A 23,846-nucleotide genomic window follows, 5' to 3' on the forward strand; every position below is an offset into this window, starting at 1 on the left:
GCGTCTCGCTCGTGTCCACAAACAAAACAAAACCACTGCTTCAGCAGTGGTTTTTATCTTTTATCTCTTACTTTTCAAGCAACTTTTCCAGCCTGCTCATCATTTCATCCTTTTCTTTCAGCATACGTTCATACAACGCAATTTTTTCTTCGTGAAGTTTTTTGATTTCTTCAATAGGATTGATATTAAATGTAGGTTTAGAATTACCCCCGCTACCGCACGATTGCATCGTGTGGCATGTCTGCCCAGCAGCAAAAATTCTCCAGACTTTAAGCTTATTAAATAAACTATCTTTGGGTTTCCAAGGTAGAATAAATAACAGCCCTTGCATATTTGCAAGGGTTGTTCATATAGATTATTGTCATACAAGCTTGTATAATAAATTTTCTTTACTTTTATGCTTCATATATTCATTGTTTATAATATAATAAGAGCTTAACACTATTATCTAAAATCCCCCGCTCCCGCACGATTGTATCGTTTTGGTACTTATACAGATTATCTTGTATTAGTTAAATATATAAAGAGCTATTGTTAGAAATATAAGATAAAGGTTCTTAGGAATTCAATTTTATATATTGGTCTATAGTTTTTCAACCACACGAAAGGATTCGTGCGGTAGCGGGGCGAAAAAAACAAAATGCAAAATAGAAAGTAATTATGAGTAATAAAGTAATTATAAGAGCAATTTATTTATTGATATTTTGTGGAATTATCATAGCAATTGATATTACTTATAGTATTATAGTGTTTCATCAATTAAAATCAGTTAATATAATATTTGATTTTATCTTTGGTTTTCTTTTTTGGATACTATTTCTTTTTTCTAATAAATTTCATAAATAATATTGAGATTCTTTACGTCTGCAACAATAAGTGGTGAATTTATTGTTTAGCTAATAAAAGATTATTCCCCAATGGTACGAGCGTCTCCCCCCGCTCCCGCACGATTGTATCGTGTGATACTTATACAGATTATCTTGTGCGCGGGCTAAATATATAAAGAGTTATTGTTAGAAATGTAAGATAAGGGTTTTAGGAATTCAATTTTATATATTTGTTTATAGTTTTTCGACCACACGAAAGGATTCGTGCGGTAGCGGGGGAAAGGATTCGTGCGGTAGCGGGGATGGCCTCAGAATTTAAGGCATATTTTAATTTAGGAAAATAATTTATGAATGATTTTACAAATAATTTAAAAGTAATTTTTTCAAAAACTGGAGATTCTCAATTGCAAAGGTGTATCTATAATAATGGTAAAATTAATATAGATGTTAACCTTTTTGATGATGAATTATTGGAAATGGAATTTTTGACAGAAATTGTTTATATCAGGAAAATTAATCAGATTAATCCTTTCAATATAGGATATTTTAATTGTATTAAACTTTCTGAAGTTTTGGAGATTGAAAATAATCATTATACTTTTTCTGGTGATTTTATAAGTATTATGAAAGCTCAAAAAAATAAATTAAATCTAGCATTGGGTTTAAATGTAAGTAAATATTCACACATGATTATTTTTTCAAATAGTGAGATTAATTTAGCTTTTATAGTTTCTGAAAAAGATGCTTATAAATGTGATTTTAAATAGCAGGTAAACTAAACTTTATCCCCCCCTGCTGGCGTGAGCCTTTCGCTCGTGTCCACAAACAAAACAAAACCACTGCTTCAGCAGTGGCTTTTATCTTTTATCTCTTACTTTTCAAGCAACTTTTCCAGTCTGCTCATCATTTCATCCTTTTCCTTTAGCATGCGTTCATACAACGCAATTTTTTCTTCGTGAAGTTGGATAATTTTATCTATTGGGTTGATGTTACATTTGTATTGTTCAGCATAAGCAACAGCATCATCTTGAAAAGTATTCGCTATAATATTCACAGCCTGTTCTTCATCAAAATTTTGAAAAGCTTCTACGGGAATTTTCAGTACTTCGGATATTTTTTCGAGCAGTTGGTTTTCAATGGTTTCTTTTTGTTCAAGTAAAGAAATCTTCTTTTGGTTCCAGTCTTCGCCTAAATCAAGAGCCAATGCTTCCTGCTTTATTCCCAGCATTTCTCTAAAACGTTTTACATTTCTTCCCTGATGTATTTTGTAGTCCATTCTTAATCAATTTGTGAAGATTCAAAGATAATACATTCTTTAAAGTAAAAGTTAAAAAATGTCCGGTAAAATATTCTTGTTAAAATGTTGGGAACTATTTTATAAACTGTCTTCAACAGCTTTGGAGGTGTTTGCGGTCACTACAATAAGTCTCTGCAGCCGCTCATTAATTTGCTATAACCATTTCGTAAACTGTCTCAAACGACTTAGAAAACCCCTCTAGCCACTACGATAAGCCTCTCCATCCACTTCATCAAGTGTCTATCGCCGGTTCAGAACTGCCTTCAGCCCCTTAAACAACGGCCTCTAGCCAGTTGTATAAGTCCCTCTAACCCCTTATCAAAGTGGTGTCAGGCTCTTACGAAGTACCTCTAGCCCCTTGTGAAACTGGGTATACCCCCATACCCAAGGGGGTAGAGGGGGTTGGTGAAGGGGGTAGTAACCCTATTTTTCAATAAATAGATTTGATTTAAAACTGTACATGTCTGCATATTTTAATTTCCTAACTTTGTAGTTATCAACAATAATCAAAAAATATGTCAATCACCAACGAAGATCAGATGATCGGAATGCAAAAAGTAAGTGAAGCCGTTGCCTATACGCTGAAGAAGATGATGGATTATGCTGAACCCGGCATGACCACAAAAGATCTTGATGAATATGGTGCCAATATACTGGAAAGTTTCGGGGCAAAATCAGCTCCTTATCTGACATACGGATTTCCGGGCTGGACTTGTATCAGCGTGGATAATGAATTCTGCCACGGTATTCCTACCGATCAGAGGATTTTGAAAGAAGGTGATCTGATCAATATTGATGTTTCTGCAGAGCTGGATGGATATTGGGCAGATAACGGAGGTTCTTTTGTCATTGGAAAAGATATCCACGGGCATCAGAAATTAGTGGAAGCGTCCAAAGATATTTTAAGAAAAGCGATTGACAATATAAAAGGCGGTGTGAGAATAGCCGACATAGGGCATCTAATGGAAACGGAAGCAAAGAAAAGAGGCCTTAAAGTTATTAAGAATCTTGCCGGGCATGGAGTAGGCACAAGCTTACACGAGCAGCCTGATGAATTGCTGAACTACAGAAACCGTTATGATTCCAGACGTTTTAAGAAAAACTCTGTTGTGGCTATTGAAACTTTTATCTCTACCGATTCTAATATTGCTGTAGAATTAAAAGACGGCTGGACGATGGTAGGAAATAAAGGCGGCTATATGGCTCAGCACGAACATACCATTGTAATTACTGACGGAAAGCCAATCATTTTAACCGAAATGAACGAAATCCTGAATTAAAAGAAACCGCAACGGTGCGAAAACAATCATAATCTTTTTTTAAGGCACAAGAACATTGAGCGAAGTCGAAATGTTCTTGTGCCTTAAAAAACGTATCAGGATTAAAAACCTTTGCGTCTTTGCGTTAAAAATAAAATAATAACATGCTAAAATCAGAAAGCTTCATCCAATCAACTTGTTGATTCCCTCTTTGCTCCATTCTATTCAAGATTCACAATTAAAACTTTGTGTTAAAAATAACATGTAAAACCATATTATTCACGATCAAAACTCTTTCAGAATACTTTCATAATCCGCTGTAAAACCATTTTCCATCGTCCCTTCTATACGGTACGTTTCAATATCCGTAATTCCCGTATAACTCCTGAAAACATCTTTGAGATAAGCAGAAATATAATCATTAGCCCCATTAATACTTCTTCCACCGGAAGCAATCGCGAGATATACTTTTTTATCTTTAAACTGTCCCACACGATTCCATTGTTCATCAAAAACGTAAGTAACTCCTGCCCGGATCAGCTGATCCAGCCATGCTTTCAAAGGAGTGGAGAGTCCCAGATTAAACATAGGTGTTCCAATGACAATAATGTCGGCTTCACGTACTTCATCTACAATTGTATTGGCATACGAAAGAAGCTTTCTGCTTTGTTCATCATACAGTTCCGGATGTTTATAAAACTCATAGATTGACACTTCATCTGCGTGAGGCGGTGTATCTTTCACCAGATCACGTACCCTAATTTGACTGATAGTGTTTTGCTGTGAAATCTTCTCAATAATGGCTGAACTGAGCCCTTTACTATAAGACAATTCTCCTCTTGCGCTGGAAGTAATGTGCAGAATATTCTTCATAATATAATATTTTACCCTAATGACGATCAAAACTTAAGGGAGGGGACAAAAAATTAGAATAGTTATTCAATAGTATTGAATGATAAAGAGTACCTTTAAATGATCATTGTCAGTTGTAAATAGAATCAGTTATGATCAGCCAGAAACATTCCAAAGCCATTGAAATCCTTACTCAGGTATTTGAAGCTCATATCTATCGAAAAAAAGAAATAATAGTAGATGTGGAGCAGGTTCACCGCGATTTATTTTACATCAGAAAAGGAGTTGCCCGTATTTTCTATTACGATGATAAAGCGATGGATCATACCCACTGGATCAGTTCGGACGATCATTTTATTGGTCTTTTTTCAAGTATATTGTCAGCTAAACCGGTACCGTTTGGAATTGAAGTGATAGAAGAGAACAGTGAGATATTTCGTTTGCCTTATCAGAAACTGCTGGAATTAAAATCAAAAAATCCGGAAATACAGCAGTTGATGGAAGATCTATTTACCGAAAGTTTAATCACCATGGGAGGTAGGCTGATAGACCATCAGATAAAATCTACAGATCAGCGCTATCATGATTTTGTAGTTTCACATGCAGATTTACTTCAAAGAATTAATCTCGGATATATTGCCGGATATCTGGGAATGACCCAGCAGCAGCTCAGTAAAATAAGAGCACAGCGTTCATGATTCTTTTTTAATCCAGATTAAAAGAAAAGCTAAACTATAAACTTAATTTCGATGAAAGTTAAGTAATAAAGGCATGTCTGTATAGAATAAAAAATGCAGGCATCTTGTTTTTCACCAAAAAATAATCATAATGAAAAAAGGAACGTATCAATTACACGATGAAGCCAATTTTAATTTTCAGTTGAACCGTACCCTGATGTGGGGAGGAGGAGATCTGGAAGAGATTGAAACTATTGCTCCGGCAATCAGTACAACGGAAGACTGGGTAAGGGAAATGAAAACCCTTGCAGTAAGAGCAGAAGCCACTCAGCAGAGATCCAGAGCAATTGGATATTACAGAATGGCGGAATTCTTTGAAGCGGATGGATCATCGGATAAATCAGAACTTTACACCAAATCAAAATCCCTGTTTTACGAAGAATATAAGGAGATTTTTAAAACAAAAATCAGAAGAGATGAGGTAGAATATGATAATGGAAAACTTCCTGTTTGGGTAGGTTTGCCAGGAACAGAAGTGAAGGATACCGTTATTATTCATGGAGGAAATGATTCTTATATGGAAGAATTTTTTCCGCTGGTTCAGCGGTTTTTATCAGAAGGAATTGCTGTTTATCTTTTTGATGGTCCTGGTCAGGGAGGAGCTTTAAGAGAATATGGAATTTATTATACCCATGAATGGGAAAAACCTGTAAAAGCTATCTTGGATACGTATCAGCTGGATGATGTGACCATTATCGGATTATCTTTAGGTGGAATGCTGGCTCCAAGGGCAGCTGCATTTGAAAACCGTATAAAAAGAGTGGTTGCATGGGGAATTATGCCGGATTTTTATGAAGTGGTATTGAGTAAAGTACCTGAACAGCTAAGACTGTTGATGGATCTTGAAGATAAAGAGCAGGTAAACACTTTAATTCAAGCCAAAATGAAAGTAGACCCTTTGATAAAATGGGCGATCCAACACGGAATGTTCAGTATGAATGTAGATACCCCGTACGATTATCTTCACAATACCAGAAAATTTGAAATGCAGAGTATAGGAGATCAGATTACTCAGGACTTTTTACTGCTGGGTTCTAACGAAGATCATTTTATTCCTGTGGAACTGTACAAAAAGGTGATCGATGCTTTACCTAATGTAAAATCACTCAGCTATAAAATGTACACGAAAAGTGATTCTGCTGAAAACCACTGTAATATTGGAAATACAGAACTTGTCTTGGGCGATATTATTCACTGGATACTGCGGGTAAAAAATAAATAACAGATGAATATCATAAAGGCTGTTTCTTTTGAGACAGCCTTTGTTGTTGATTTTAAATAGAAAGCAAAGCCGTTTTAAAATTGTTAAAGATCAAATACTTTGCTATATTTATAGGATCAAATCCATCACAAAACTTATCTGCTATGAAAAAATTTCTTTTAATCCTTTTGGGAATCATTGTTATTCTGGCTGCTGTAGTGTTGATCAAAACATACACCTATCCTTTTAAGAAAAATAATATCGGAGCAGGTGAAGGATGGAAACCTGTAAAAAATGACTCTGCAGTCATGAGATTTTCCGGAGGAATAAAAGTTCCTACCGTTTCTACAGGCAGTTTGGGTGAATTCGACTACGCACCGTTTGATCAGTTCAAAACCTATTTAAAAACATCTTATCCACTAGTTTATCAGAACACAGAAAATGCTGAAGTAAACCAATATGGGCTGGTGTTCAGGCTTAAAGGAAGCAATCCTGCTCTGGAACCTATTTTATTCCTTTCTCATATGGATGTGGTACCTCCCGGAGATGCTGATATCAAAAATAATGAAGAAAATGTATTCCGTCCGGATGATAAGCCATTGGAGCCGGTTTCCAAAGTAGCAGAAGACTGGGAATATGCCCCTTTTTCAGGAGCGGTTGCCAACGGAAGAATCTATGGTAGAGGAGCAATTGACATGAAAGGTATGCTTTTTTCCTTAATGGAATCCATGAATTCTATGATCAAAAACAAACAGATTCCACAGCGTGATATTTATTTGGCTTTTGGTTTTGATGAAGAAGTAGGAGGACAAAAAGGAGCAATTCAGATTGCCGATTATTTTAAGAAAAAAGGATTGAAGTTTGATGCCGTTTATGATGAAGGTGGATTAATTATGCGAAAAGGAAATGTAGCAGGTATAGATACAGATGTTGCAGTGGTAGGATGTGCAGAAAAAGGCTTTCTTTCCGCAAAAATAAAAGTAAAAGGATTGGGCGGACATTCCTCAATGCCTCCTATGGAAAGTGCTATTGGGAAAGCTGCTGTTATTATGCAGCGTCTCGAAGATCATCAGATGAAACCTGTAATCACGCCTTTAATCAAAGAATTTTTTACTAATATTGGAGGTGAAATGCCTTTTACAACAAGGATGGCGCTGGCCAATCAGTGGCTTTTAAAACCAGTGTTGATTTCACAGCTTACCAAAAATAATACGACCAATGCTTTGGTAAGAACTACCACCGCTCTCACCATGATGAAAGGAAGTGATGGAACCAATGTACTTTCTCCTGAAGTGGAATTTGTGGTTAATTTCAGACTGCTTCCCGGAAATTCGGTGAAAGATGTAAGAGATCACATTGCCAAAGCGACTGAAGGTTTTGACGTTGAGGTAGAAGAAATTGATAATACCAGAGAAGCGTCTGCTATTTCCCCAACCAATACAAAAGCATTTAAAATGATAGAAGCCGGAGTCAAAGAAATTCATCCCGGAGCTATTGTTACACCATACCTTACGATGGCAGGAACTGATGCCGGTAAGTATGAGATTGTAAGCAAAAACGTCTACAGATTTATGCCCATCAAGATCAACAGTGCCGAGCAGCAAAGTATTCACAGTACCAATGAATATCTTAGCATTGTAAATTATCTGAAGATGATTCATTATTTTGAATACATCATGAAGAATTATGACAAATAAATGTCAATGGTGAATGGTCAAGCCGCTTTGCTTGTGAATTTTTTTGAGTTTCAGGTTACGTGATTCGGGGTGTGAATGCTCAATTTTGATTAGTTAAAATTTACGGCTTACCTATTCACGATTGACTTTGCGAAGCAAAAATTGACCCTTCACTGAATAATCATCTAAAATCTTTTTTAAAAAAAATATATTGCGTCAAGTTTTGTCGCATTACGGATATAGCTTTGTCATATCAAAATTACAGAGCTATGGAATTACCATTTTACTTAAACTTTAACGACTTTGAAAGTAATTATTACGATAACCTTGAAAAATGGTTTGAAGAATATCATAATACCAGCGAAACAGATTATCTGAAAGCTCTTGCTGAACTTTACAGTCCGTATGTCTATTATAATTTTGCAGACGACATGTTAAAGCCGGATGCTTCCATTGAAGTGAAAGACTGCTTTTTTCCTTACCACGAAAAAATCGGGATTTCTTTCTGTATTGATTGTGAAAACGGAGCTTCTCCATCCAATGGAATGAACCAGGTTTTTGAATTTAAAAATATTTCCATGATGGAATATGCCCAGTATATTCTTGATAAGATCAATAAGTTTTGCTCAAAAAATGCGCATGCTCTGGACGGAACCAAAAATATTCAGGATTATATTAATAATTATACTATTGTAACATCTATGGAAGGAGTAGGGTATTGCATCAGCTACAACCGCCATCAGAAAGCAATTCCTTTTTTAAAAGCTTACCTTCCGTACTATGGCCAGACAGTCAATATGGCCATATACAGAGATTTTCTTTTTTCTGTTGTTCAGATTGCTGAATTCATAGATCAGAAACTGAAAACGGTACACGCTTTTAAACAGACTATTTATGCACGCTCAAGGGCAGAAGCGAAATTCAATGTGCAGTTGAGCCGACAGTTTTTGACGTTGTGCAACTAAAATTTTACACCAAACATTCATACTTAATTATATTGCGGAAAACTTATGTTTTTCAATTAAAATCCCGGTCAGTAATGATCGGGATTTTTCAGCTGGGTAATAATGGATAATTTTTACTTCTATTCATAAAAAAGGTTGCCTCATTATTGAGACAACCTGAATAAGCATAATGAGCTTTATTAGTTTTGCATTACCCCTGCATTTTTTAATTTTAATAATAAACTGTTGAAATCATTACGGAGGGTATTTATATCAGCAGCTGATGAATCGGCCTGGCTCAATGATTTACTTATAGGTAAATTGTTCATCATCGGCTGGCTATTTAGATCATAAGGAGCAGAGATATTGACTGGAAAATCATCCGTGTAATTTCCTAATACTTCAATAACTACATCCAAAGCCCATTTTTGATTGACTGAATCTGAACTGCTTTGAGCAAAAGTAAGTGTAGCTTTATTGTTTTTAGTATAAATGCCTGTTGAAACCGGAAGTCTTTTAAAATCATCTATCGTACCGGTATAGCTTATAGGCTTTACATCTGACAGGGATACAATTTCTTCTTTCACCTGTGTAGAATCCATATCATACCAGTATCCTTTTGTAGTTACTTTAAGATAAAGATCTCTGGCTTCAAAGGCGCTTGCAAGATTATCAAAGGTGATATCTACAAATTTGTCCTTAGATAAATCAGCCAGATGAAAGCTTCTTATCAGTTTATCTGCCTGGGCCTTTTTAACAATGGAAACCATTGGTGGCATTCCGGGAATCTCTATTTTATTATTGTAAGCATTTTTGAGAAAACTTTCAATATTGGTATAAATAAGATTATTAATAGGAGAGTTGGTAAGAAATGCTTCGGTACTACGGAATGTATTATCATAGAACTCCAGTGTTCTGTCCTGTGGACCATAGATGAATAAGAAATTGTCTTTAGAGGCCAGATTGATGAAAGTATTATTAAAGACTTTTACACCATCTTTGTATTCTCCTATCGTTAATGATCCTGCAACTTGTCCAATAGGTCCGGTTCCAGCTTCTCTTTCAATATAATTATCATAAACCAGTGTTTCACGACATTTCCTGTTTTTGAAATGCGGTTTTTCACAAATTACCTGTAAATGAAAAGGATATTGTGGTGACAAATGAAAGCGGTTGCCATAAAAATGCTCGCCACCACCTCTTAGTTCTGCATAGGAATCATAGAAATTATTATTATAAATGGTATTGTTAGAGCTCAAAGCATCCGGATCAGGAGCTGTGAATAAAAGATTATTTTTGAAAACACAATTTGTTACATTGGCACCACGTGTGCCAAGGTGAAGAGATAATCCTGCATTATTATTATCTTCAAACAAAACACCATCAATTACGGTATCAGTACTTCCTCTTCCAAAATCAGATAAAAAACCTTCTTCAACATCAATTCCTGCTTCAGGAGATGTTCCATAGGTTTTTCCAGTATTGGTATAAGATCCGCCAATTACTTTGAACCTCCTGCTGTTTACTACCGAACTTCCTTGTCTGTAGTTATTGTCTGCATGGCAGTTTTTTAGTATTCCATCTTCGTTCCAGTTATTGGTTTTTACCACGGCAAAAAGTTCATCTGAAGAAATAAAAAAACCATCCATACAGCAATTATCAGATCTGCAGTCTGTCAGTTCATATTTTTGAGACGAACTAACCTTGAAACCAGATTGATTATTATATTTATTTGGATCTCTACCATCCGGTTTTCTGTCATTTTTAGAACCATCATAATTAAGGTTTTCTACTTTAAAATTCTTACATCGGATAAATTCAAAGCCACGCATGTTAATAATAGGTGGATTATTTGGATGAGCTTTAATAAGAGCTCCGTTACCATAGATGGTGAAATCTGATTTATCCGCAAAGCTGAAAAAGAGTTCAGGGCCTATGTTTTCATTTCCGCCGTACACATAAAGTCCTGATTCTTTATCCTTAACTAATGGGTACCTTTCTGTAAAGCTTCCGTCTCCCTGCATATATTTTGCATTTTCAAATACTACGATGAAATCTTTTTGTGGAAGAAAAGAAATCATTCTTCTGATGGCTGGTGCATCATTCGTAATACCATCACCTACTGCCCCGAATCTTTTTACATAGACGGTGCGATTGGCCAGCCAGTCGACATCTGCATAATAATCATTATCTTTTTGTCTGTAAATAATGCCATCGGCTTTTATGGGATTCATTGCTGTCCCATCATGCCATAAAGTGACTTTTTTAAAATTTACATTTTCGTTAGTGAAACTATCCACCAGTTGCACTAAATTATCGTTGGGATAAGTGCTTCCTGTTGCGAAGAAATCATTAGTGTAAATCATTGTTCTTTGTTTTTGGTGTTATACTTTTAGAATAGATTTGACAAACTCTTGCAAGATTTTTGTTTTGATCTACAGCAAAAATAAATACCCGATACGACAGAACTTGACGTGATTTAAACAAATAAAAAAAGTCTCCTACATTTTGTAAAAGACTTTGGTTTTTAAGTTATTCTTATCTCTTTTTATAAGGAATATTCCAGATCAGATCCGCTGCCAGATACTGAACACCACCATGATGAATACTTCTGCTGCCTCTGATCAGATCATCCATATAGCCTATATCCACTGTAAAAGGAGAATTGGGAATGGTGAACATATAATAAGCCGCAATACGCATTTCACGATATTCGAATGAGCTCCACTCAGAGTCCGGTTCATTAAGATGGCTTATAGAAAACAGTGCTTCTGCACTCAATGCCAGTTTCTGATTGTTTTTAGGAGATAAATTATAGGTCAGCTGGCTTTTGATACGGGTTCTCAACTGAAAATCTTCCTCTACCTTATGAAAGTCTGCGTCGAAAAACTTCCTGAATTCCTGTCGTAATGTATTTTTCAGTTTCCATTTTTTTCCAAGGTCAAAAGTATACGCATATCTTCCGTAAATCCTGAATTCCTGTTCCGTATTTTCCTTATCATAAGGTGCTGTACTTTCGTATTGTGGCTGCCGGCGGTAACTCAAAGCATAGCTATACTGCTGGTGCGGAGCAAAGGAATGGTAAACTTCATGATTCAAGACAATAATAGCCTGTTTTGAAAATAATTGATGACTATCCGGACTGCTTTTTCTCCCGATTGCAATATAGCTCAAAGCCTGTTTCTTACCCAAAGAATCCAATTGCCGCTTCACTCCAAAGGCTCCCCAGAATGCATTGTTGGCATCTCCCAATCCGGGTGGACTGATCTGCGCCTGCATAGTGGCTCCTATACATCCCAATAAAAATAAACCTGCAAAAAATTTCTTCATGCTCAATAATGTGGATAACGGCTTTACTGTTAATTTTAAATGACTGCGAAACCATGAAACGGATAAGAATACTGTTGATACGCAGAGAGAATACTTTGTAATAGCAAAATTATAGGCTTTATTCATAGATTGTTTATTCAAAATCTTTTAATACTGTTTAAAAACAAGACAAAATAAAGATCTGATTTAGGATAGATTTAGGAATAAAATACCTTTTCAGATTATGATCAATATTCAGAACATAATCCGTTGTTAATAAAATGTGGATAACTTGTGGAAAAGTGGACAACTTATGATTAATAAAAATTCAATCACCTTTATAGTCGGCTGTACACTATTGTTTTAATATATCATTTTTCAGGACGGAAAAACTATTGGTTAAAATTTATTTAGAATAATTCAAATTAATATTGTGGGATAATTTGCTATTGCCTTATTTTGCATTTTTATTTATAATCACTTTAAATAAGGCTGAAAATGATACAATCAAATGAATGTATGCTCTCATCAGGGCATATGAATCATTCTGGAGCGACTATACAGAATGATATATCAACCCATCGCAACATACAATGGTTTCAACAATTACTCATCCTTTTCTTCTCGTTTCTGAGCTTTACAACTCTGTATGCCCAGGATGTACATGGAGGAATAACAGGTAAAGTAAGTATGGTAGACGGACAGCCTTTGAGAGCAATATCAGTGTCATTACTTGAAACAGATCGCCAAACTCTGACGGATGATGAAGGGAATTATCATTTTGAAAACCTTAATGCAGGTTCTTATACCCTAAAATTACAAATTCTGGGAAGTAAAGAAATCCGTCTCCCTGTTGAGGTTAAAACAGGAGAAGAAACTCAACTGGATTATCAGCTTACCAAAGAAAATATTCAGGCGATACAGGAAGTGGTTATCATGAAAAATACAAACAGGTTTTCTAAGAAAGAAAGCGGATTTGTAGCAAGATTGCCCTTGAAGAATTTAGAAAACCCACAAGTATACAATACGGTTACAAAAGAACTTTTTCAGGAACAGGTAGCTGTAGACCTTGGAAGTATTTCTAAAAATGTACCGGGAGCTGGAGTTCCTATGATTGCCAATCAGGGAAGGGTAACATTCCGTTCAAGAGGATTTGAAACAGAACCTAATGCGAGAAATGGAGTAGCAGGAGCCGCATTCTCGGTGATTGATCCTGTAAATCTTGAACGTATAGAGGCTATTAAAGGACCTTCAGCTACATTATTCGGGAAAAGTGTAGTCAGCAGCTATGGCGGAGTCTACAACAGGGTAACGAAAAAACCTTATAACAATTTTGGCGGTGAAGTAGGCTACGTGGGAGGAAGCTGGAGCTATAACCGACTGACAGTAGATGTGAATACTCCCGTAAACAAAGATAGAACTGCCCTTTTCCGTCTTAATGCGGCAGGAACTTTCGAAAAGAGTTTTCAGGATCTTGGGTTTACCAATTCTTTAGCCATTGCGCCTAGTTTCTCTTATCAGATCAACGATCGTATGTCGCTCCTTCTTGACGTAGAGTTTAACCAGGCAAAAGGGACATCTGTTGTCCGTTTTAATCCTTATACAGGAAGCAACAAAACTCAGTCTATTGCAGATATGAAGTTTCCGTATTATAAAAAATTTTTAGGTGATGATCTGGCGTATGAAACCCAGATGATGAACATCTTTGCCCAACTGAATTATAAAGTTTCAGAAAACTGGACATCCCAGACCATATTATCCCGTGCAAGATCAACAATCAAAGGATACATTTCTGCGATTAATGGAAAAACAGACTCTACAGCAAGTGCTCAGGTAATGGTAGGGACAACATCGTTTATTGCTACGAATATCCAACAGAATTTCATCGGAGATTTCCATATCGGACGTTTCAGAAACAGAATGGTTGTGGGATTGGATTATTATAACAATTCCAATCATTTCGACCGTTACCACACCAATACCAAAGTATTCAACTTTGTTCATCCTTCGGCGGATTTCAGAGTTAATCAGAATATCATTGATGCGCTTACAGCAACTTCCGCTTTCAGAAAAGAAAATAATAGTGATAATACTTATGCTGCTTATGTATCGGATGTATTCAATATCACAGATCAGCTTATGGTGATGGCCAGTTTGAGGGTAGACCGGTTTCAGTTTAAAGGAGTCTATGATATCACTACAGGAGAAATCAAAGGAGGTTTAAGCAATAGTGGAACCCAGTCGGGTCCTTATGGACAGACCGCTTTTTCTCCTAAAATGGGAATCGTCTATGAAATATTGAAAAATAAAGTTTCCTTATTTGGAAATTATATGAATGGTTTCAATAACGTAAGCGGTGTGGATATCAATGGAAATACATTCAGACCGGAATACGCCAATCAGTTGGAGTTTGGAATGAAGGCAGATATTTTCAATCACAGATTGGTAGGAACATTAAGCTATTATAACATCCGTGTGGATAATATTTTAAGAACCAATCCTGATGATGTCAACTATTCAATACAGGACGGAACACAGCTAAGCAAAGGGATAGAAGCTGAAATTACAGCCAATCCTTTTGAAGGATTCAATATTGTGGCAGGATACGCATATAACGACAGTAAATATACCAATGCCAATCCTTCTGTTGACGGTTTAAGACCTGCACTATCGGGACCTGCCAATATGTACAATTTTTGGATCAGCTACCGTATTTCTGAAGGTAAATTAAAAGGACTTGGAATAGGTGGAGGTGGAAATATGGGATTTTCTTCCTACCAAACCAATACACAAACAGCAAAAGTGATTATTCCATCTTATAAAATTTTTGATCTTGGAATTTTCTATGATCAGCCGAAATATAGAGTAGGATTGAAATTTGACAATATCACCAATGAAAAAGCATGGTCTGTACGTTTGACACCACAGGCTCCGGCGCGTTTTCTTGGAAGTGTTTCTTTAAAGTTTTAAATAGAATATATAATAATTGGAAAATCCCAGATGTAAATCTGGGATTTTTATTTTTTATAAAGATAGGGTCAGTTGATCCAAAGGCAGTAATTATTCCGGTAACGTATTTTTCCATAAGAATTCCCCTGAAAAGTTCCCGGATTAGTATCGTTCCAATCCTGTCGGATTACATACAGCCCTGGTAGGGTTGGTTTAAAAACAGCCTGATGGTTTTCATCAACAGAAATGTTCTTCTCCCAATTTTCAGGGTTGAATATTCTGATTGGAGTTCCCTTTTCTACGGGTTTCCTATTTCGATATGGAGAAACGGTGTAAACACCATTCTTTTCCTGAAGAATAATATCCATGAACTGAGCTGGTGACATTATTTCTGAAGGTTTCCCAACATGATAAGCACCACACATAAAATCAATAGGACGTACATTTTCATCAGGATTTTTAGAACGCAGAAGAACGGGCAGCTGATCATTCATGCCTAAAATCCGGTAGGTTCCTTCACTATTAGGGGTAAAAGTTCCTTCCCAGTAATCTCCTTTCATTTGTAAATCAAGTTTTGATTTTTCTCCTTTGGCATTAATAATAAAGAACCGGAAGTTTTTAATCTCCTGAAATTCCGGTCCAGTAGTACGGTGACGCTCACTAAGATCATCAATAAAACCATAAAAAACCTGAACCTTTACAGGATCTTTTAATTTTCCAGATCCATGAATTTCCATCCAGTAAGCACTGGCTTTTGCCCATTGTGGAAATAGAAAGAAAACTGAAAATAACAGCAAAGAAAATACAGTTCGGAGTTTAAACATCTTGAGAAGTCCTATTTGAATAAGCGAATTTAGTGAAAAAGAGAATAAACAAATTCTTTGAATTAATAGTTTTATCATCACTACTCATTTTAAAAGTGTCATATTGATCCTCTGTCCGCAGGAATAATAAATTGCCACAATATATAAAATACTGTGGCAATCTGGTTGTATGGACTGTTATTTACATTTAGTTCTGTCTTACTCCGCACATAGCATCCCATGTGGTCCAAAAATGAGCATTGATGGCTCCAATAGGAGGATTTGTGCTGTCTGCAACGATGCCCACCATAGAAGCACAGTTGGAGTTACAGCCTATTTCATTATGACTTCCCTGTTGTGGCGGAATCTGACGCCAGGTACCGGTAGATCCGCTCAATAATTCTACTTTAATTTCAAAGATTCCTGAAAGATTAGGAGTCTGAATTTGTTTAGTAGGATTCTCACTTGAGATAAAGTCACTCCAGTTTCCTTGTGAGAAAGTTACACGCCATGTAGAAATCATTCTTGAGGTATCATTTTGTGGTGAAAGATACACCCAGAACTGTGCTCCGTTTCCAAGTACTAACTGACCTGAAGAATTTGCATTTACACTTGTTGATGTCATATCGATTTGGATTTTAGATGGTTAGATTGTATTTCAAAGTAACGAAGAACAGAGATTATATGGTATAGTATAAATAACCAATTGTAGGGTTTAGTAGAAATACTTAGGAAAAGATGAAAGGTAAAACTGAAGCCTGATTTGTATTAGTTGTTTTTGCTAGAAATATGAGTATTAATTTAATACGTCGAGTTTTGTCGCTATCACGATAGATATTTGTGTCAAGAAAAATCACATAATAAAAAATGAAATACAAATGGACCTTCAGAATTATTTAAACGAAATACAGGATTTTGATGATGCTTCGCAAAAACAGCTTTTAGCAGAATGGAAAGACGGAGCATTTTTGGATATCCCTTCCATGATGCAGCAAACTAACAAAAGTTTGCAGGATTTTATCAATACTCAAAGTAGTAGGCCTCTACCTAATGAATTGGGAGAAACTATAAGAGGGATGAGTAATGTGAGCCCGCTAGCAACCTGTAAATTTTATAATCAAAATTCAAATGAAATTGCTTCAAAATATTTTGTAGATGGCGATCCACCAGAGAAAGGAACATTTACTTATGTTTCGGATATTCGAAGTGATCTTACCCAATATATTAAAGATGTAAAAGATTTTTATTATTATGAGAAACAGGATGTAGATCATTTTGCATTTAAAGTGATCCTTTTTTCCTCTACAGAAGCTACTAAGCTTAAAGAATGCTTTGAGGTTTGTAAACCAAAAGGCAGGGAAGTTTTAATGTTTGTAGAAGACAACAAAGGAGACACTAGCGGAACATATGGAGCAATACGCTTTTCTGAAGAACTTTTACAATTTTTCACAAATAAAGACAAGCAATATAAAGACTATAATTTTTTATCGTATGATCTTCAGGATAATAAAAATGTATATGAATATTTAAGAAAATCTGTTCCCGGAATTACAGAAGAGCAGCTTAACAGTCTTTTTCACAAAGGATATATTGAAGATAAAAGAATAGGTCTTGTAAAAGATTTTTTTCATCTTGCTTCTGCATTTTCTAGTGGAATGTCTTTTATTCCCGGTGTATCATGGCTTACCAATGATGTAGCAAGAACAGCAATGAGTACTATCTTGGGGAAAGCTATACAATTGATAGAAAAAACCCGATTAGAAGAAAACAGATGGCAGCCAGCCCCTCCTAAAAAAGAAAACGGAGAACCGGATGAAAACTACCGTTATGAGCCTCTTATATCCTCAGGAAAAGATGAAAACGGTACGGTAAATATTACTCAGATTGTAAAAATTCTGAAAGACATGCTGGAAGCACAGAATTTTGTCATGAGAAATATTCTTTTAGTAAGAAAAGATTTTACCAGCAATACAAAAGCTACAGGCATTTTAGAGTTTTTATATGCGAAGTATCTGGATTCCTATGATATAGCATTAGGTGTCATTAATGGGCTAAAAGATCTTTCCGAAATGGAATTTCTTAAGTCTGGCACTCAAGCTTATAATGCATTGCTTTGTGGTATTTGGAATGGATTGATAGATGCTGTTTCCGGTTTATTTGCTCTTGTAAAAATGCTTTATGATGGTATTACATTAGGAAAAGACTTTGTACAGAATATAGAAAAGTACCTGCCAATTCTTTTGGAACAATACGATGAAACTATAGAGGCGATAAAGAATATTAGTTTTTCCGAAACAGCTAAATATCTATATTCGAAATTAAAGGAAATAAATCTTACATTTGATCCTGTTGCCTGCGCATATTTTACAGGATATGTTTATGGCTTTATTATCTCATTAATTATTGAGATCGTTCTAACGGTCATTTTAACAGGTGGGACAGTAACTGTACCGTTGATTATAGAAAAGCTGGAAGAAGCTATTTTTGGGATCTTTAGGTTAGGTTGGGGAATTGCTAAAGGGACTGTAAAAGCGGTAAGAACTTTTGCCAGATTTGTGATAAAATCTATCGAAGATTTAATTCAGGCTTTTCAAGAATTATTGCGTATCTTAAAAGGAGAAAAAGGAAGTTTCAAAAAAATTATTGATGAAGTTTTTGAAGCAAGTAATATCAAGAAAATAGGTTATAAGGGAGGAAAGATTCTTTCTGAAGCTGAATTAGAAGATTGGGCAAAACTGTTGATGAAAAAGTATGGTACTAAATTATTAAAAGTTGATAAATTTGATGATCCAGAAGTTTTAGCCTCTTTTGACCCCAATACTAATACTATAAGATATACCGACGATGTAACTGAATATTTAATAGCACACGAACATTATCACGCAGAGGAAATGTCTAAGATAGGTTTTTCGGAATATGTGAAAGATGCTCCTTTAGCAGGAATAGCTAAGGCTGATTATACTACAGAAAATTGGATCAATCGATACAAAAGAGAAAAATATGTGTATGATCAACTTGTAAAAAATGCTAAAATTTTTAACCTTAATGATGATGAGCTATATCATGCTTTCATTTATCTTGATTATGAGTATATATATCAATTAGAAATTAGAAACATTAAAATACCTAAATAATGATGCTTGAACAAGAATTAGTACAAAGAGTTAAAAACTATTTGGAAAAAAAAGAAAAAAAATATTATCCAAATTCTATAGAATATACTGGAATTAGAAATACAAAACAAAGAGATGGCAGTTTCAAAAAAATGCATTTAATTCATTTTATGGTGTCTATTTCTAATCAGCAATATGGAGGCGATGCTTTTTATACTGTTGCTTTCGATGAGAAAACCCTAAAAATGGAATTTATAGTAGGACCGCAATCCTTAGAGATAATTGAAGAATAGTTTCAAACATAATCCACTTCTTAAATATAGTGGAAGTGGATTTATGAACTAATTCTAAAATCAAAATTTTAATATTACTGTTGACCAAATAAAAATGAAAAAAATAGTAATTAAAGAAAATAGTCAAGATATTTTGTTGGCATTAAAAGTTTTATATTCTAATCAGTGTTTATCTTCATTAGAAGATGTTGCTGAAAAGTTAGAATTATATAGGAAAAATGATTTTGTAGAAATTATAGCTGACGAGAATAAAGTTATGGAGTCAAAAAAAATGTTGGACTCATTAAATATTAGTTATGATATTGAATAGATTATTTTAAAATTAAAAATAATCTATGCTAGCTTTGCTATATCATAATTGTTATATCCTATTCAATGTATTATGAAAACAAAAAATCCTGTGCTAGTGTTAGCACAGGATTTTATCTTTTTGCAGAGAGGAAGGGATTCGAACCCTCGATACAGTTACCCGTATACTACCTTTCCAGGGTAGCTCCTTCAACCACTCGGACACCTCTCTTTTTGAGATTGCAAAAATAGTGTATTTTCTTTAATATCCAAATTATTCTTACAAATTAATCCGTAATTTCTCCACAAAGGCTTCTGGTGAAATTATCAGCGAAGCTTCCGGAGTAGCTTGGATTATCAATAAGGTGCATTGCTTTGGTAATCGCAGTTTCCGCAGTCATGTCTCTTCCACTGATCGCGCCGATTCTTGAGAAAATATTACTGTTTTCATACTTTCCGAATGAGATGCCTCCTGAAATACACTGACTTACCACCACAATTTCAGTTCCGTTATTTCTGATTTCCTGAAGCGTTTCCTGTGTTTTTGCACTACTGAAAATAGTTCCGGAACCAAAAACCTGAAGAATAAGAACCTTCATTTTAGGGATTTCTTTGAAGTGGCTCAGATGCATACCCGGGAAAATTCTCCAGAATAAAATATCTTCAGAAATATGTTCGTCTACATGAAATTCCACCTCCGGATTGCAACGGAACAGATTATCTTTAATAATATTCAAATGAACTCCGGATTGCCCTAAAATAGGGTAGTTCGGACTTGAATAAGCGTCAAAATACTCCGCGGAATATTTCAATGTTCTGTTTCCTCTTAATAACTTGTACTCAAAATAAACGGCAACCTCCTGAATAACTGCTTCATCATTCTCATAAAGACTGGCATAATAAAGGCTGGTCAGAAGATTTTCCTTAGCATCCGTTCTCAGATCACCAATAGGAAGTTGAGAGCCTGTCATGATCACTGGTTTTCTTAATCCTTTTAGCATAAAACTTAATGCTGATGCCGTATAAGACATGGTGTCCGTTCCGTGAAGGATCAAAAACCCATCATAATCATCATAATTTTTTTGAATATAATTGGCGATTACTCTCCATTCTTCAGGACCCATATCTGAAGAATCCAATGGTTTGGCAAAAGGATGAACAAAAACCTCACATTCCATGAGCTTCATTTCAGGCATTTTTTCAAAAATATTACCAAAATCAAAGGCACGGAGACTTCCGGTTTCATAATCTTTTTCCATTCCGATGGTTCCACCGGTATAGATGAGCAGGACTTTTCGCTTCATGTACTATTTTTAATTAAGAATTGGAGCCCGATTAGGGTTCATAGGTCAAAATTACGTTAATTTGCAAAGATTTGAAAATGAATGAAACGCTTATCATGAAATTTTATGAAAATAAAATGGAAATTGCAGACGTTTCATAGGGCTATTGAAAAAATAACTGAATGCGGATGAAAGACTTAGCGCAAACTTACGAATATTTAAAACAGTTTTTAACCGAAGAAAGACTCACGAAAATTGAACATTTTTCCCAGGAAAGTTCAGATTTTGTACTTCCTGTTGTAGAGGATGTTTATCAGTTTCGAAATGCAGCAGCAATTGTACGTTCTGTGGAAGCCTGCGGTTTTCATAAAGTAGTGGCTTTGCAGGAAGAATATAGTTTTGAACCCAATCTTCGGGTAACAAAAGGAGCTGATACATGGGTTGAGGTGGAGAAACTTCCCAGAAATATGGAGTCTTTTCAAAGCATTAAAGACAGAGGATACAAAATAGTAGTTGTTTCACTGGAGAACAATGCTAAAATGCTGCCTGAATATGAAATTACCGAGCCCATAGCTTTGGTTTTTGGAACTGAAATGGAAGGCGTTTCTCAGGAAATTCTGGACTTTGCCGATGAGACACTGGCGATTCCTATGTATGGTTTTACGAGAAGCTTCAATGTTTCTGTAGCCGCATCCATTTGCATGTATGAGCTGAAACAAAAGCTGATAAAATCTGATATAGATTATAAACTGAATGAAGAAAAGCTTTTAAGAATGAAAATCCTTTGGACAGTTAATTCAATCAGGAGCGGACAGCAGATTTTTGAAAAATACCTGCGCGAAAACAATATTGATTGGAAATAATTAATGAGAAATAAAAAAGAGAAGACGTTGAATCTTCTCTTTTTGTTTTTTATATCATGTTGTAATAATTCCATGCGGCTACAAAAACGCCGGCAGTTTCTGTTCTGAGTCTTTGATTACCGAGTGATACAGCTTTTACCTGATTTTCTGCCAGAAATGCAATTTCCTTTTCAGAAAAATCACCTTCAGGACCAATTAAAAAAGTTAGCTGTTCCAATTGAGGAATATTTTTAAGGTCAATTCTTTCCAGATTTTCATGACAGTGTGCTACAAAAGTATTTTCCGGATTAATATTTTTCAGGAAATCCGTTAGTTTTATAGCATCGTTAATGACCGGGAAATGAAATCTAAGACTTTGCTTAGACGCGGCAACAGCCTGTTTTCTGATTTTATCAATATTGATATTTTTACGCTCAGTTTTCTCCGTTACAATAATACTGATCTCAGAAACACCTATTTCCACAGCCTTTTCTACAAAGAATTCAATTCTGTCTATATTTTTGGTAGGAGCAATTGCAATATGAAGTTTCGGATTGAATTCCGGCAGGTTTTCTTTGATCTCAGAAACTTCAATACCAGTTTTCTTACCTTCTATAATCAATTTTCCGGAAGCCAGTTTTCCTTTTCCATCCGTCACATGAATATCTTCACCATCTTTCATACGAAGAACTTTTACAATATGTTGCTGCTCTTCATCGTTGATGATCACTTTTTGATCTGCTATTTCTCCGTAAAATAATTTCATATATCCTGACTTATAAATGCAACTCCTGTTTTGATGGTTGTATATATGTCTGTATCACACTCCCTGTAAGAACACATGTATATTTCTTCTATCCAGATATTATTAATAAAAATCAGATTTAAATATTCCTGTTTTCTCAAATTATTTTTGATTGACAAATAATCTCCTTCTTTTGGAGTATAAGGAAAACTAAAAAGATGTTCAGAATTGATTAATTGTAAAACGTCATCTTTTATATCCTGAATATATCCTGTCTCAGAACTTTCTCCGGTAAACTCTGAAAAAGTTTCTGATCCTTCATGCTTTCCTGTGACAGTTTCTAATACCCAGTAATATTTTGAATTCTTTTTAGACTGTGTCCCCAGTACTTTTTCTTCTAAGAGTATTTTCATAAATCGTATTTTGCCGTTGCGGAAGTTCTTAAATCTGTAAATTCTCCCCGCTCAAATTTCAGCTTCGCTACCATGGCAATCATGGCTGCATTATCTGTTGTATATTCAAATTTTGGAATATAGATATCCCAACCCAGTCTTTCTTTATTGTCTTCCATTGCTTTTCTAAGCGCAGAATTGGCAGATACACCACCTGCAATAGCAACTTGGTTTACATGGAGATCTTTGGCCGCTTTTTCAAGCTTATTCATCAGAATTTCAATAATGGATTTTTGTACAGAAGCACAAAGATCATTAAGATTTTCTTTGATGAAATCCGGATTTTTTCTTACTTCTTTCTGAATGAAATACAACACGGAAGTTTTAATACCACTGAAAGAATAATCGTAGTTTTCCAGCTTAGGTTTGCTGAATTTAAAAGCATCAGGATTACCTTCTTTCGCCAATCTGTCGATAATAGGTCCTGCCGGATAATCAAGGTCAAAAATCTTTCCGATTTTATCAAAAGCTTCTCCTGCTGCATCATCAATGGTTTTCCCGATAATTTCCATATCGAAATAGTCTTTTACCAGTACAATCATCGTGTGTCCTCCACTTACGGTAAGGCACAAGAAAGGAAAGGTAGGCGGCACAGGATTTGCATCTTCGATGAAATGGGCCAGAATGTGGGCTTGAAGGTGATTTACTTCAATTAAAGGTACATTCAGGCTCATAGCCAAAGACTTAGCAAATGATGTTCCTACAAGAAGAGATCCTAAAAGTCCCGGTCCGCGAGTAAATCCTATAGCAGAGATAGCATTTTGTTGTATATTTGCTTTAGAAAAAGATTTTTCAACAACGGGGATAATATTTTGCTGATGGGCTCGTGAAGCCAATTCAGGGACAACGCCGCCATATTCTTTGTGGATGGCCTGGTTCGCGGCAATGTTTGAAAGAATAGAATTTCCCTTGATGATAGCTGCTGAGGTGTCGTCACAGGACGATTCAATACCTAAAATTATAGAGTCGCTCATAA

Annotated in this window: 21 protein-coding genes, 1 tRNA gene and 1 pseudogene; 11 read left to right on the forward strand and 12 right to left on the reverse strand. The window is 35.4% G+C overall.

Going from position 1 to position 23,846, the window contains the following annotated elements; translation table 11 throughout:
* Positions 1-67 precede the first annotated feature (67 nt).
* A pseudogene (locus LKL37_RS19000) lies at positions 68-193 on the reverse strand (XRE family transcriptional regulator); the annotation flags it as partial.
* Between the two features lie 981 nt (positions 194-1,174).
* On the opposite strand from LKL37_RS19000, the gene LKL37_RS19005 reads away from it, so the two are divergent.
* Positions 1,175-1,594 (forward strand): hypothetical protein, encoded by a 420-nt coding sequence (locus LKL37_RS19005; protein ID WP_431612019.1) that lies wholly within the window; start codon positions 1,175-1,177, stop codon positions 1,592-1,594.
* A 104-nt stretch (positions 1,595-1,698) separates the two neighbouring features.
* Here the strand turns inward: LKL37_RS19005 and LKL37_RS19010 are convergent, their stop codons facing one another.
* Complete coding sequence (locus tag LKL37_RS19010) at positions 1,699-2,103, reverse strand: helix-turn-helix domain-containing protein (RefSeq protein WP_431611080.1); 405 nt, start codon at positions 2,101-2,103, stop codon at positions 1,699-1,701.
* A gap of 536 nt (positions 2,104-2,639) precedes the next feature.
* Here LKL37_RS19010 and map point away from each other — a divergent pair.
* Entirely contained in the window at positions 2,640-3,404 is a 765-nt protein-coding gene (gene map, locus LKL37_RS19015) for a type I methionyl aminopeptidase (protein ID WP_431612020.1), read from the forward strand.
* A gap of 264 nt (positions 3,405-3,668) precedes the next feature.
* On the opposite strand, the gene LKL37_RS19020 is transcribed toward map, so the two are convergent.
* Positions 3,669-4,256: an FMN-dependent NADH-azoreductase gene (locus LKL37_RS19020; RefSeq protein WP_431612021.1), complete on the reverse strand. Its 588-nt coding sequence runs from the start codon at positions 4,254-4,256 to the stop codon at positions 3,669-3,671.
* A 131-nt stretch (positions 4,257-4,387) separates the two neighbouring features.
* Here LKL37_RS19020 and LKL37_RS19025 point away from each other — a divergent pair, with 131 nt between their 5' ends.
* The 4 genes from LKL37_RS19025 (at position 4,388) to LKL37_RS19040 (ending at position 8,814) form a co-directional block, all read left to right on the forward strand.
* Entirely contained in the window at positions 4,388-4,933 is a 546-nt protein-coding gene (locus LKL37_RS19025; protein WP_431612022.1) for a Crp/Fnr family transcriptional regulator, read from the forward strand.
* Positions 4,934-5,063: 130 nt separating this feature from the next.
* Positions 5,064-6,194 carry an alpha/beta hydrolase gene (locus tag LKL37_RS19030; protein ID WP_431612023.1) on the forward strand — a complete coding sequence of 377 codons (1,131 nt, stop codon included), beginning with the start codon at positions 5,064-5,066 and terminating at the stop codon, positions 6,192-6,194.
* Between the two features lie 143 nt (positions 6,195-6,337).
* Complete coding sequence (locus LKL37_RS19035) at positions 6,338-7,870, forward strand: M20/M25/M40 family metallo-hydrolase (protein ID WP_431612024.1); 1,533 nt, start codon at positions 6,338-6,340, stop codon at positions 7,868-7,870.
* Positions 7,871-8,118: 248 nt separating this feature from the next.
* Positions 8,119-8,814 (forward strand): hypothetical protein, encoded by a 696-nt coding sequence (locus LKL37_RS19040; protein WP_431612025.1) that lies wholly within the window; start codon positions 8,119-8,121, stop codon positions 8,812-8,814.
* 179 nt (positions 8,815-8,993) lie between these two features.
* Here LKL37_RS19040 and LKL37_RS19045 read toward each other — a convergent pair whose 3' ends face one another.
* Complete coding sequence (locus LKL37_RS19045) at positions 8,994-11,159, reverse strand: hypothetical protein (protein WP_431612026.1); 2,166 nt, start codon at positions 11,157-11,159, stop codon at positions 8,994-8,996.
* 172 nt (positions 11,160-11,331) lie between these two features.
* Entirely contained in the window at positions 11,332-12,123 is a 792-nt protein-coding gene (locus tag LKL37_RS19050; RefSeq protein ID WP_431612027.1) for a hypothetical protein, read from the reverse strand.
* 477 nt (positions 12,124-12,600) lie between these two features.
* Here LKL37_RS19050 and LKL37_RS19055 point away from each other — a divergent pair, with 477 nt between their 5' ends.
* Positions 12,601-15,072 carry a TonB-dependent receptor domain-containing protein gene (locus LKL37_RS19055; protein WP_431612028.1) on the forward strand — a complete coding sequence of 824 codons (2,472 nt, stop codon included), beginning with the start codon at positions 12,601-12,603 and terminating at the stop codon, positions 15,070-15,072.
* Between the two features lie 68 nt (positions 15,073-15,140).
* Here the strand turns inward: LKL37_RS19055 and LKL37_RS19060 are convergent, their stop codons facing one another.
* Positions 15,141-15,875 (reverse strand): hypothetical protein, encoded by a 735-nt coding sequence (locus tag LKL37_RS19060; protein WP_431612029.1) that lies wholly within the window; start codon positions 15,873-15,875, stop codon positions 15,141-15,143.
* Between the two features lie 187 nt (positions 15,876-16,062).
* Complete coding sequence (locus LKL37_RS19065; protein ID WP_126653696.1) at positions 16,063-16,479, reverse strand: hypothetical protein; 417 nt, start codon at positions 16,477-16,479, stop codon at positions 16,063-16,065.
* A 253-nt stretch (positions 16,480-16,732) separates the two neighbouring features.
* On the opposite strand from LKL37_RS19065, the gene LKL37_RS19070 reads away from it, so the two are divergent.
* The 3 genes from LKL37_RS19070 to LKL37_RS19080 all read left to right on the forward strand — a co-directional run bounded on the left by LKL37_RS19070 (position 16,733) and on the right by LKL37_RS19080 (position 19,570).
* A complete protein-coding gene (locus tag LKL37_RS19070; RefSeq protein WP_431612030.1) occupies positions 16,733-18,988 on the forward strand; it encodes a zincin-like metallopeptidase toxin domain-containing protein in 2,256 nt (751 codons plus the stop codon).
* Entirely contained in the window at positions 18,988-19,260 is a 273-nt protein-coding gene (locus tag LKL37_RS19075; protein ID WP_431612031.1) for a hypothetical protein, read from the forward strand. Before LKL37_RS19070 ends, LKL37_RS19075 begins: the two co-directional genes overlap by 1 nt.
* 94 nt (positions 19,261-19,354) lie before the next feature.
* Positions 19,355-19,570, forward strand: a complete 216-nt coding sequence (locus LKL37_RS19080; protein WP_431612032.1) for a hypothetical protein — start codon at positions 19,355-19,357, stop codon at positions 19,568-19,570.
* A gap of 123 nt (positions 19,571-19,693) precedes the next feature.
* On the opposite strand, the gene LKL37_RS19085 is transcribed toward LKL37_RS19080, so the two are convergent.
* A tRNA-Ser gene (locus LKL37_RS19085) sits at positions 19,694-19,780 on the reverse strand.
* 55 nt (positions 19,781-19,835) lie between these two features.
* A complete protein-coding gene (locus LKL37_RS19090) occupies positions 19,836-20,852 on the reverse strand; it encodes an asparaginase (protein ID WP_431612033.1) in 1,017 nt (338 codons plus the stop codon).
* 161 nt (positions 20,853-21,013) lie between these two features.
* On the opposite strand from LKL37_RS19090, the gene LKL37_RS19095 reads away from it, so the two are divergent.
* On the forward strand, positions 21,014-21,694 hold the full coding sequence (locus tag LKL37_RS19095; protein ID WP_431612034.1) for a TrmH family RNA methyltransferase: 681 nt from the start codon (positions 21,014-21,016) through the stop codon (positions 21,692-21,694).
* A gap of 49 nt (positions 21,695-21,743) precedes the next feature.
* Here LKL37_RS19095 and LKL37_RS19100 read toward each other — a convergent pair whose 3' ends face one another.
* The 3 genes from LKL37_RS19100 to tsaD are packed head-to-tail and all read right to left on the reverse strand — an operon-like array spanning position 21,744 to position 23,844.
* Positions 21,744-22,439, reverse strand: coding sequence for an RsmE family RNA methyltransferase (locus tag LKL37_RS19100; protein ID WP_431612035.1), 696 nt, complete (start codon positions 22,437-22,439; stop codon positions 21,744-21,746).
* Positions 22,436-22,831 (reverse strand): hypothetical protein, encoded by a 396-nt coding sequence (locus LKL37_RS19105; protein ID WP_431612036.1) that lies wholly within the window; start codon positions 22,829-22,831, stop codon positions 22,436-22,438. The genes LKL37_RS19100 and LKL37_RS19105 overlap by 4 nt, the downstream gene beginning before the upstream one ends.
* Entirely contained in the window at positions 22,828-23,844 is a 1,017-nt protein-coding gene (tsaD, locus tag LKL37_RS19110; RefSeq protein ID WP_431612037.1) for a tRNA (adenosine(37)-N6)-threonylcarbamoyltransferase complex transferase subunit TsaD, read from the reverse strand. The genes LKL37_RS19105 and tsaD overlap by 4 nt, the downstream gene beginning before the upstream one ends.
* Between the last annotated feature and the right edge of the window lie 2 nt (positions 23,845-23,846).

The sequence above is a fragment of the Chryseobacterium sp. 'Rf worker isolate 10' genome (assembly GCF_050753305.1).
Lineage (GTDB): Bacteria > Bacteroidota > Bacteroidia > Flavobacteriales > Weeksellaceae > Chryseobacterium.

Excerpts from the sequence above, each read along its gene's own strand:
- LKL37_RS19005 (WP_431612019.1), top strand. The coding sequence starts at position 1,175 with ATGAATGATTTTACAAATAATTTAAAAGTAATTTTTTCAAAAACTGGA.
- LKL37_RS19010 (WP_431611080.1), bottom strand. The coding sequence starts at position 2,103 with ATGGACTACAAAATACATCAGGGAAGAAATGTAAAACGTTTTAGAGAA.
- map (WP_431612020.1), top strand. The coding sequence starts at position 2,640 with ATGTCAATCACCAACGAAGATCAGATGATCGGAATGCAAAAAGTAAGT.
- LKL37_RS19020 (WP_431612021.1), bottom strand. The coding sequence starts at position 4,256 with ATGAAGAATATTCTGCACATTACTTCCAGCGCAAGAGGAGAATTGTCT.
- LKL37_RS19025 (WP_431612022.1), top strand. The coding sequence starts at position 4,388 with ATGATCAGCCAGAAACATTCCAAAGCCATTGAAATCCTTACTCAGGTA.
- LKL37_RS19030 (WP_431612023.1), top strand. The coding sequence starts at position 5,064 with ATGAAAAAAGGAACGTATCAATTACACGATGAAGCCAATTTTAATTTT.
- LKL37_RS19035 (WP_431612024.1), top strand. The coding sequence starts at position 6,338 with ATGAAAAAATTTCTTTTAATCCTTTTGGGAATCATTGTTATTCTGGCT.
- LKL37_RS19040 (WP_431612025.1), top strand. The coding sequence starts at position 8,119 with ATGGAATTACCATTTTACTTAAACTTTAACGACTTTGAAAGTAATTAT.
- LKL37_RS19045 (WP_431612026.1), bottom strand. The coding sequence starts at position 11,159 with ATGATTTACACTAATGATTTCTTCGCAACAGGAAGCACTTATCCCAAC.
- LKL37_RS19050 (WP_431612027.1), bottom strand. The coding sequence starts at position 12,123 with ATGAAGAAATTTTTTGCAGGTTTATTTTTATTGGGATGTATAGGAGCC.
- LKL37_RS19055 (WP_431612028.1), top strand. The coding sequence starts at position 12,601 with ATGATACAATCAAATGAATGTATGCTCTCATCAGGGCATATGAATCAT.
- LKL37_RS19060 (WP_431612029.1), bottom strand. The coding sequence starts at position 15,875 with ATGTTTAAACTCCGAACTGTATTTTCTTTGCTGTTATTTTCAGTTTTC.
- LKL37_RS19065 (WP_126653696.1), bottom strand. The coding sequence starts at position 16,479 with ATGACATCAACAAGTGTAAATGCAAATTCTTCAGGTCAGTTAGTACTT.
- LKL37_RS19070 (WP_431612030.1), top strand. The coding sequence starts at position 16,733 with ATGGACCTTCAGAATTATTTAAACGAAATACAGGATTTTGATGATGCT.
- LKL37_RS19075 (WP_431612031.1), top strand. The coding sequence starts at position 18,988 with ATGATGCTTGAACAAGAATTAGTACAAAGAGTTAAAAACTATTTGGAA.
- LKL37_RS19080 (WP_431612032.1), top strand. The coding sequence starts at position 19,355 with ATGAAAAAAATAGTAATTAAAGAAAATAGTCAAGATATTTTGTTGGCA.
- LKL37_RS19090 (WP_431612033.1), bottom strand. The coding sequence starts at position 20,852 with ATGAAGCGAAAAGTCCTGCTCATCTATACCGGTGGAACCATCGGAATG.
- LKL37_RS19095 (WP_431612034.1), top strand. The coding sequence starts at position 21,014 with ATGCGGATGAAAGACTTAGCGCAAACTTACGAATATTTAAAACAGTTT.
- LKL37_RS19100 (WP_431612035.1), bottom strand. The coding sequence starts at position 22,439 with ATGAAATTATTTTACGGAGAAATAGCAGATCAAAAAGTGATCATCAAC.
- LKL37_RS19105 (WP_431612036.1), bottom strand. The coding sequence starts at position 22,831 with ATGAAAATACTCTTAGAAGAAAAAGTACTGGGGACACAGTCTAAAAAG.
- tsaD (WP_431612037.1), bottom strand. The coding sequence starts at position 23,844 with ATGAGCGACTCTATAATTTTAGGTATTGAATCGTCCTGTGACGACACC.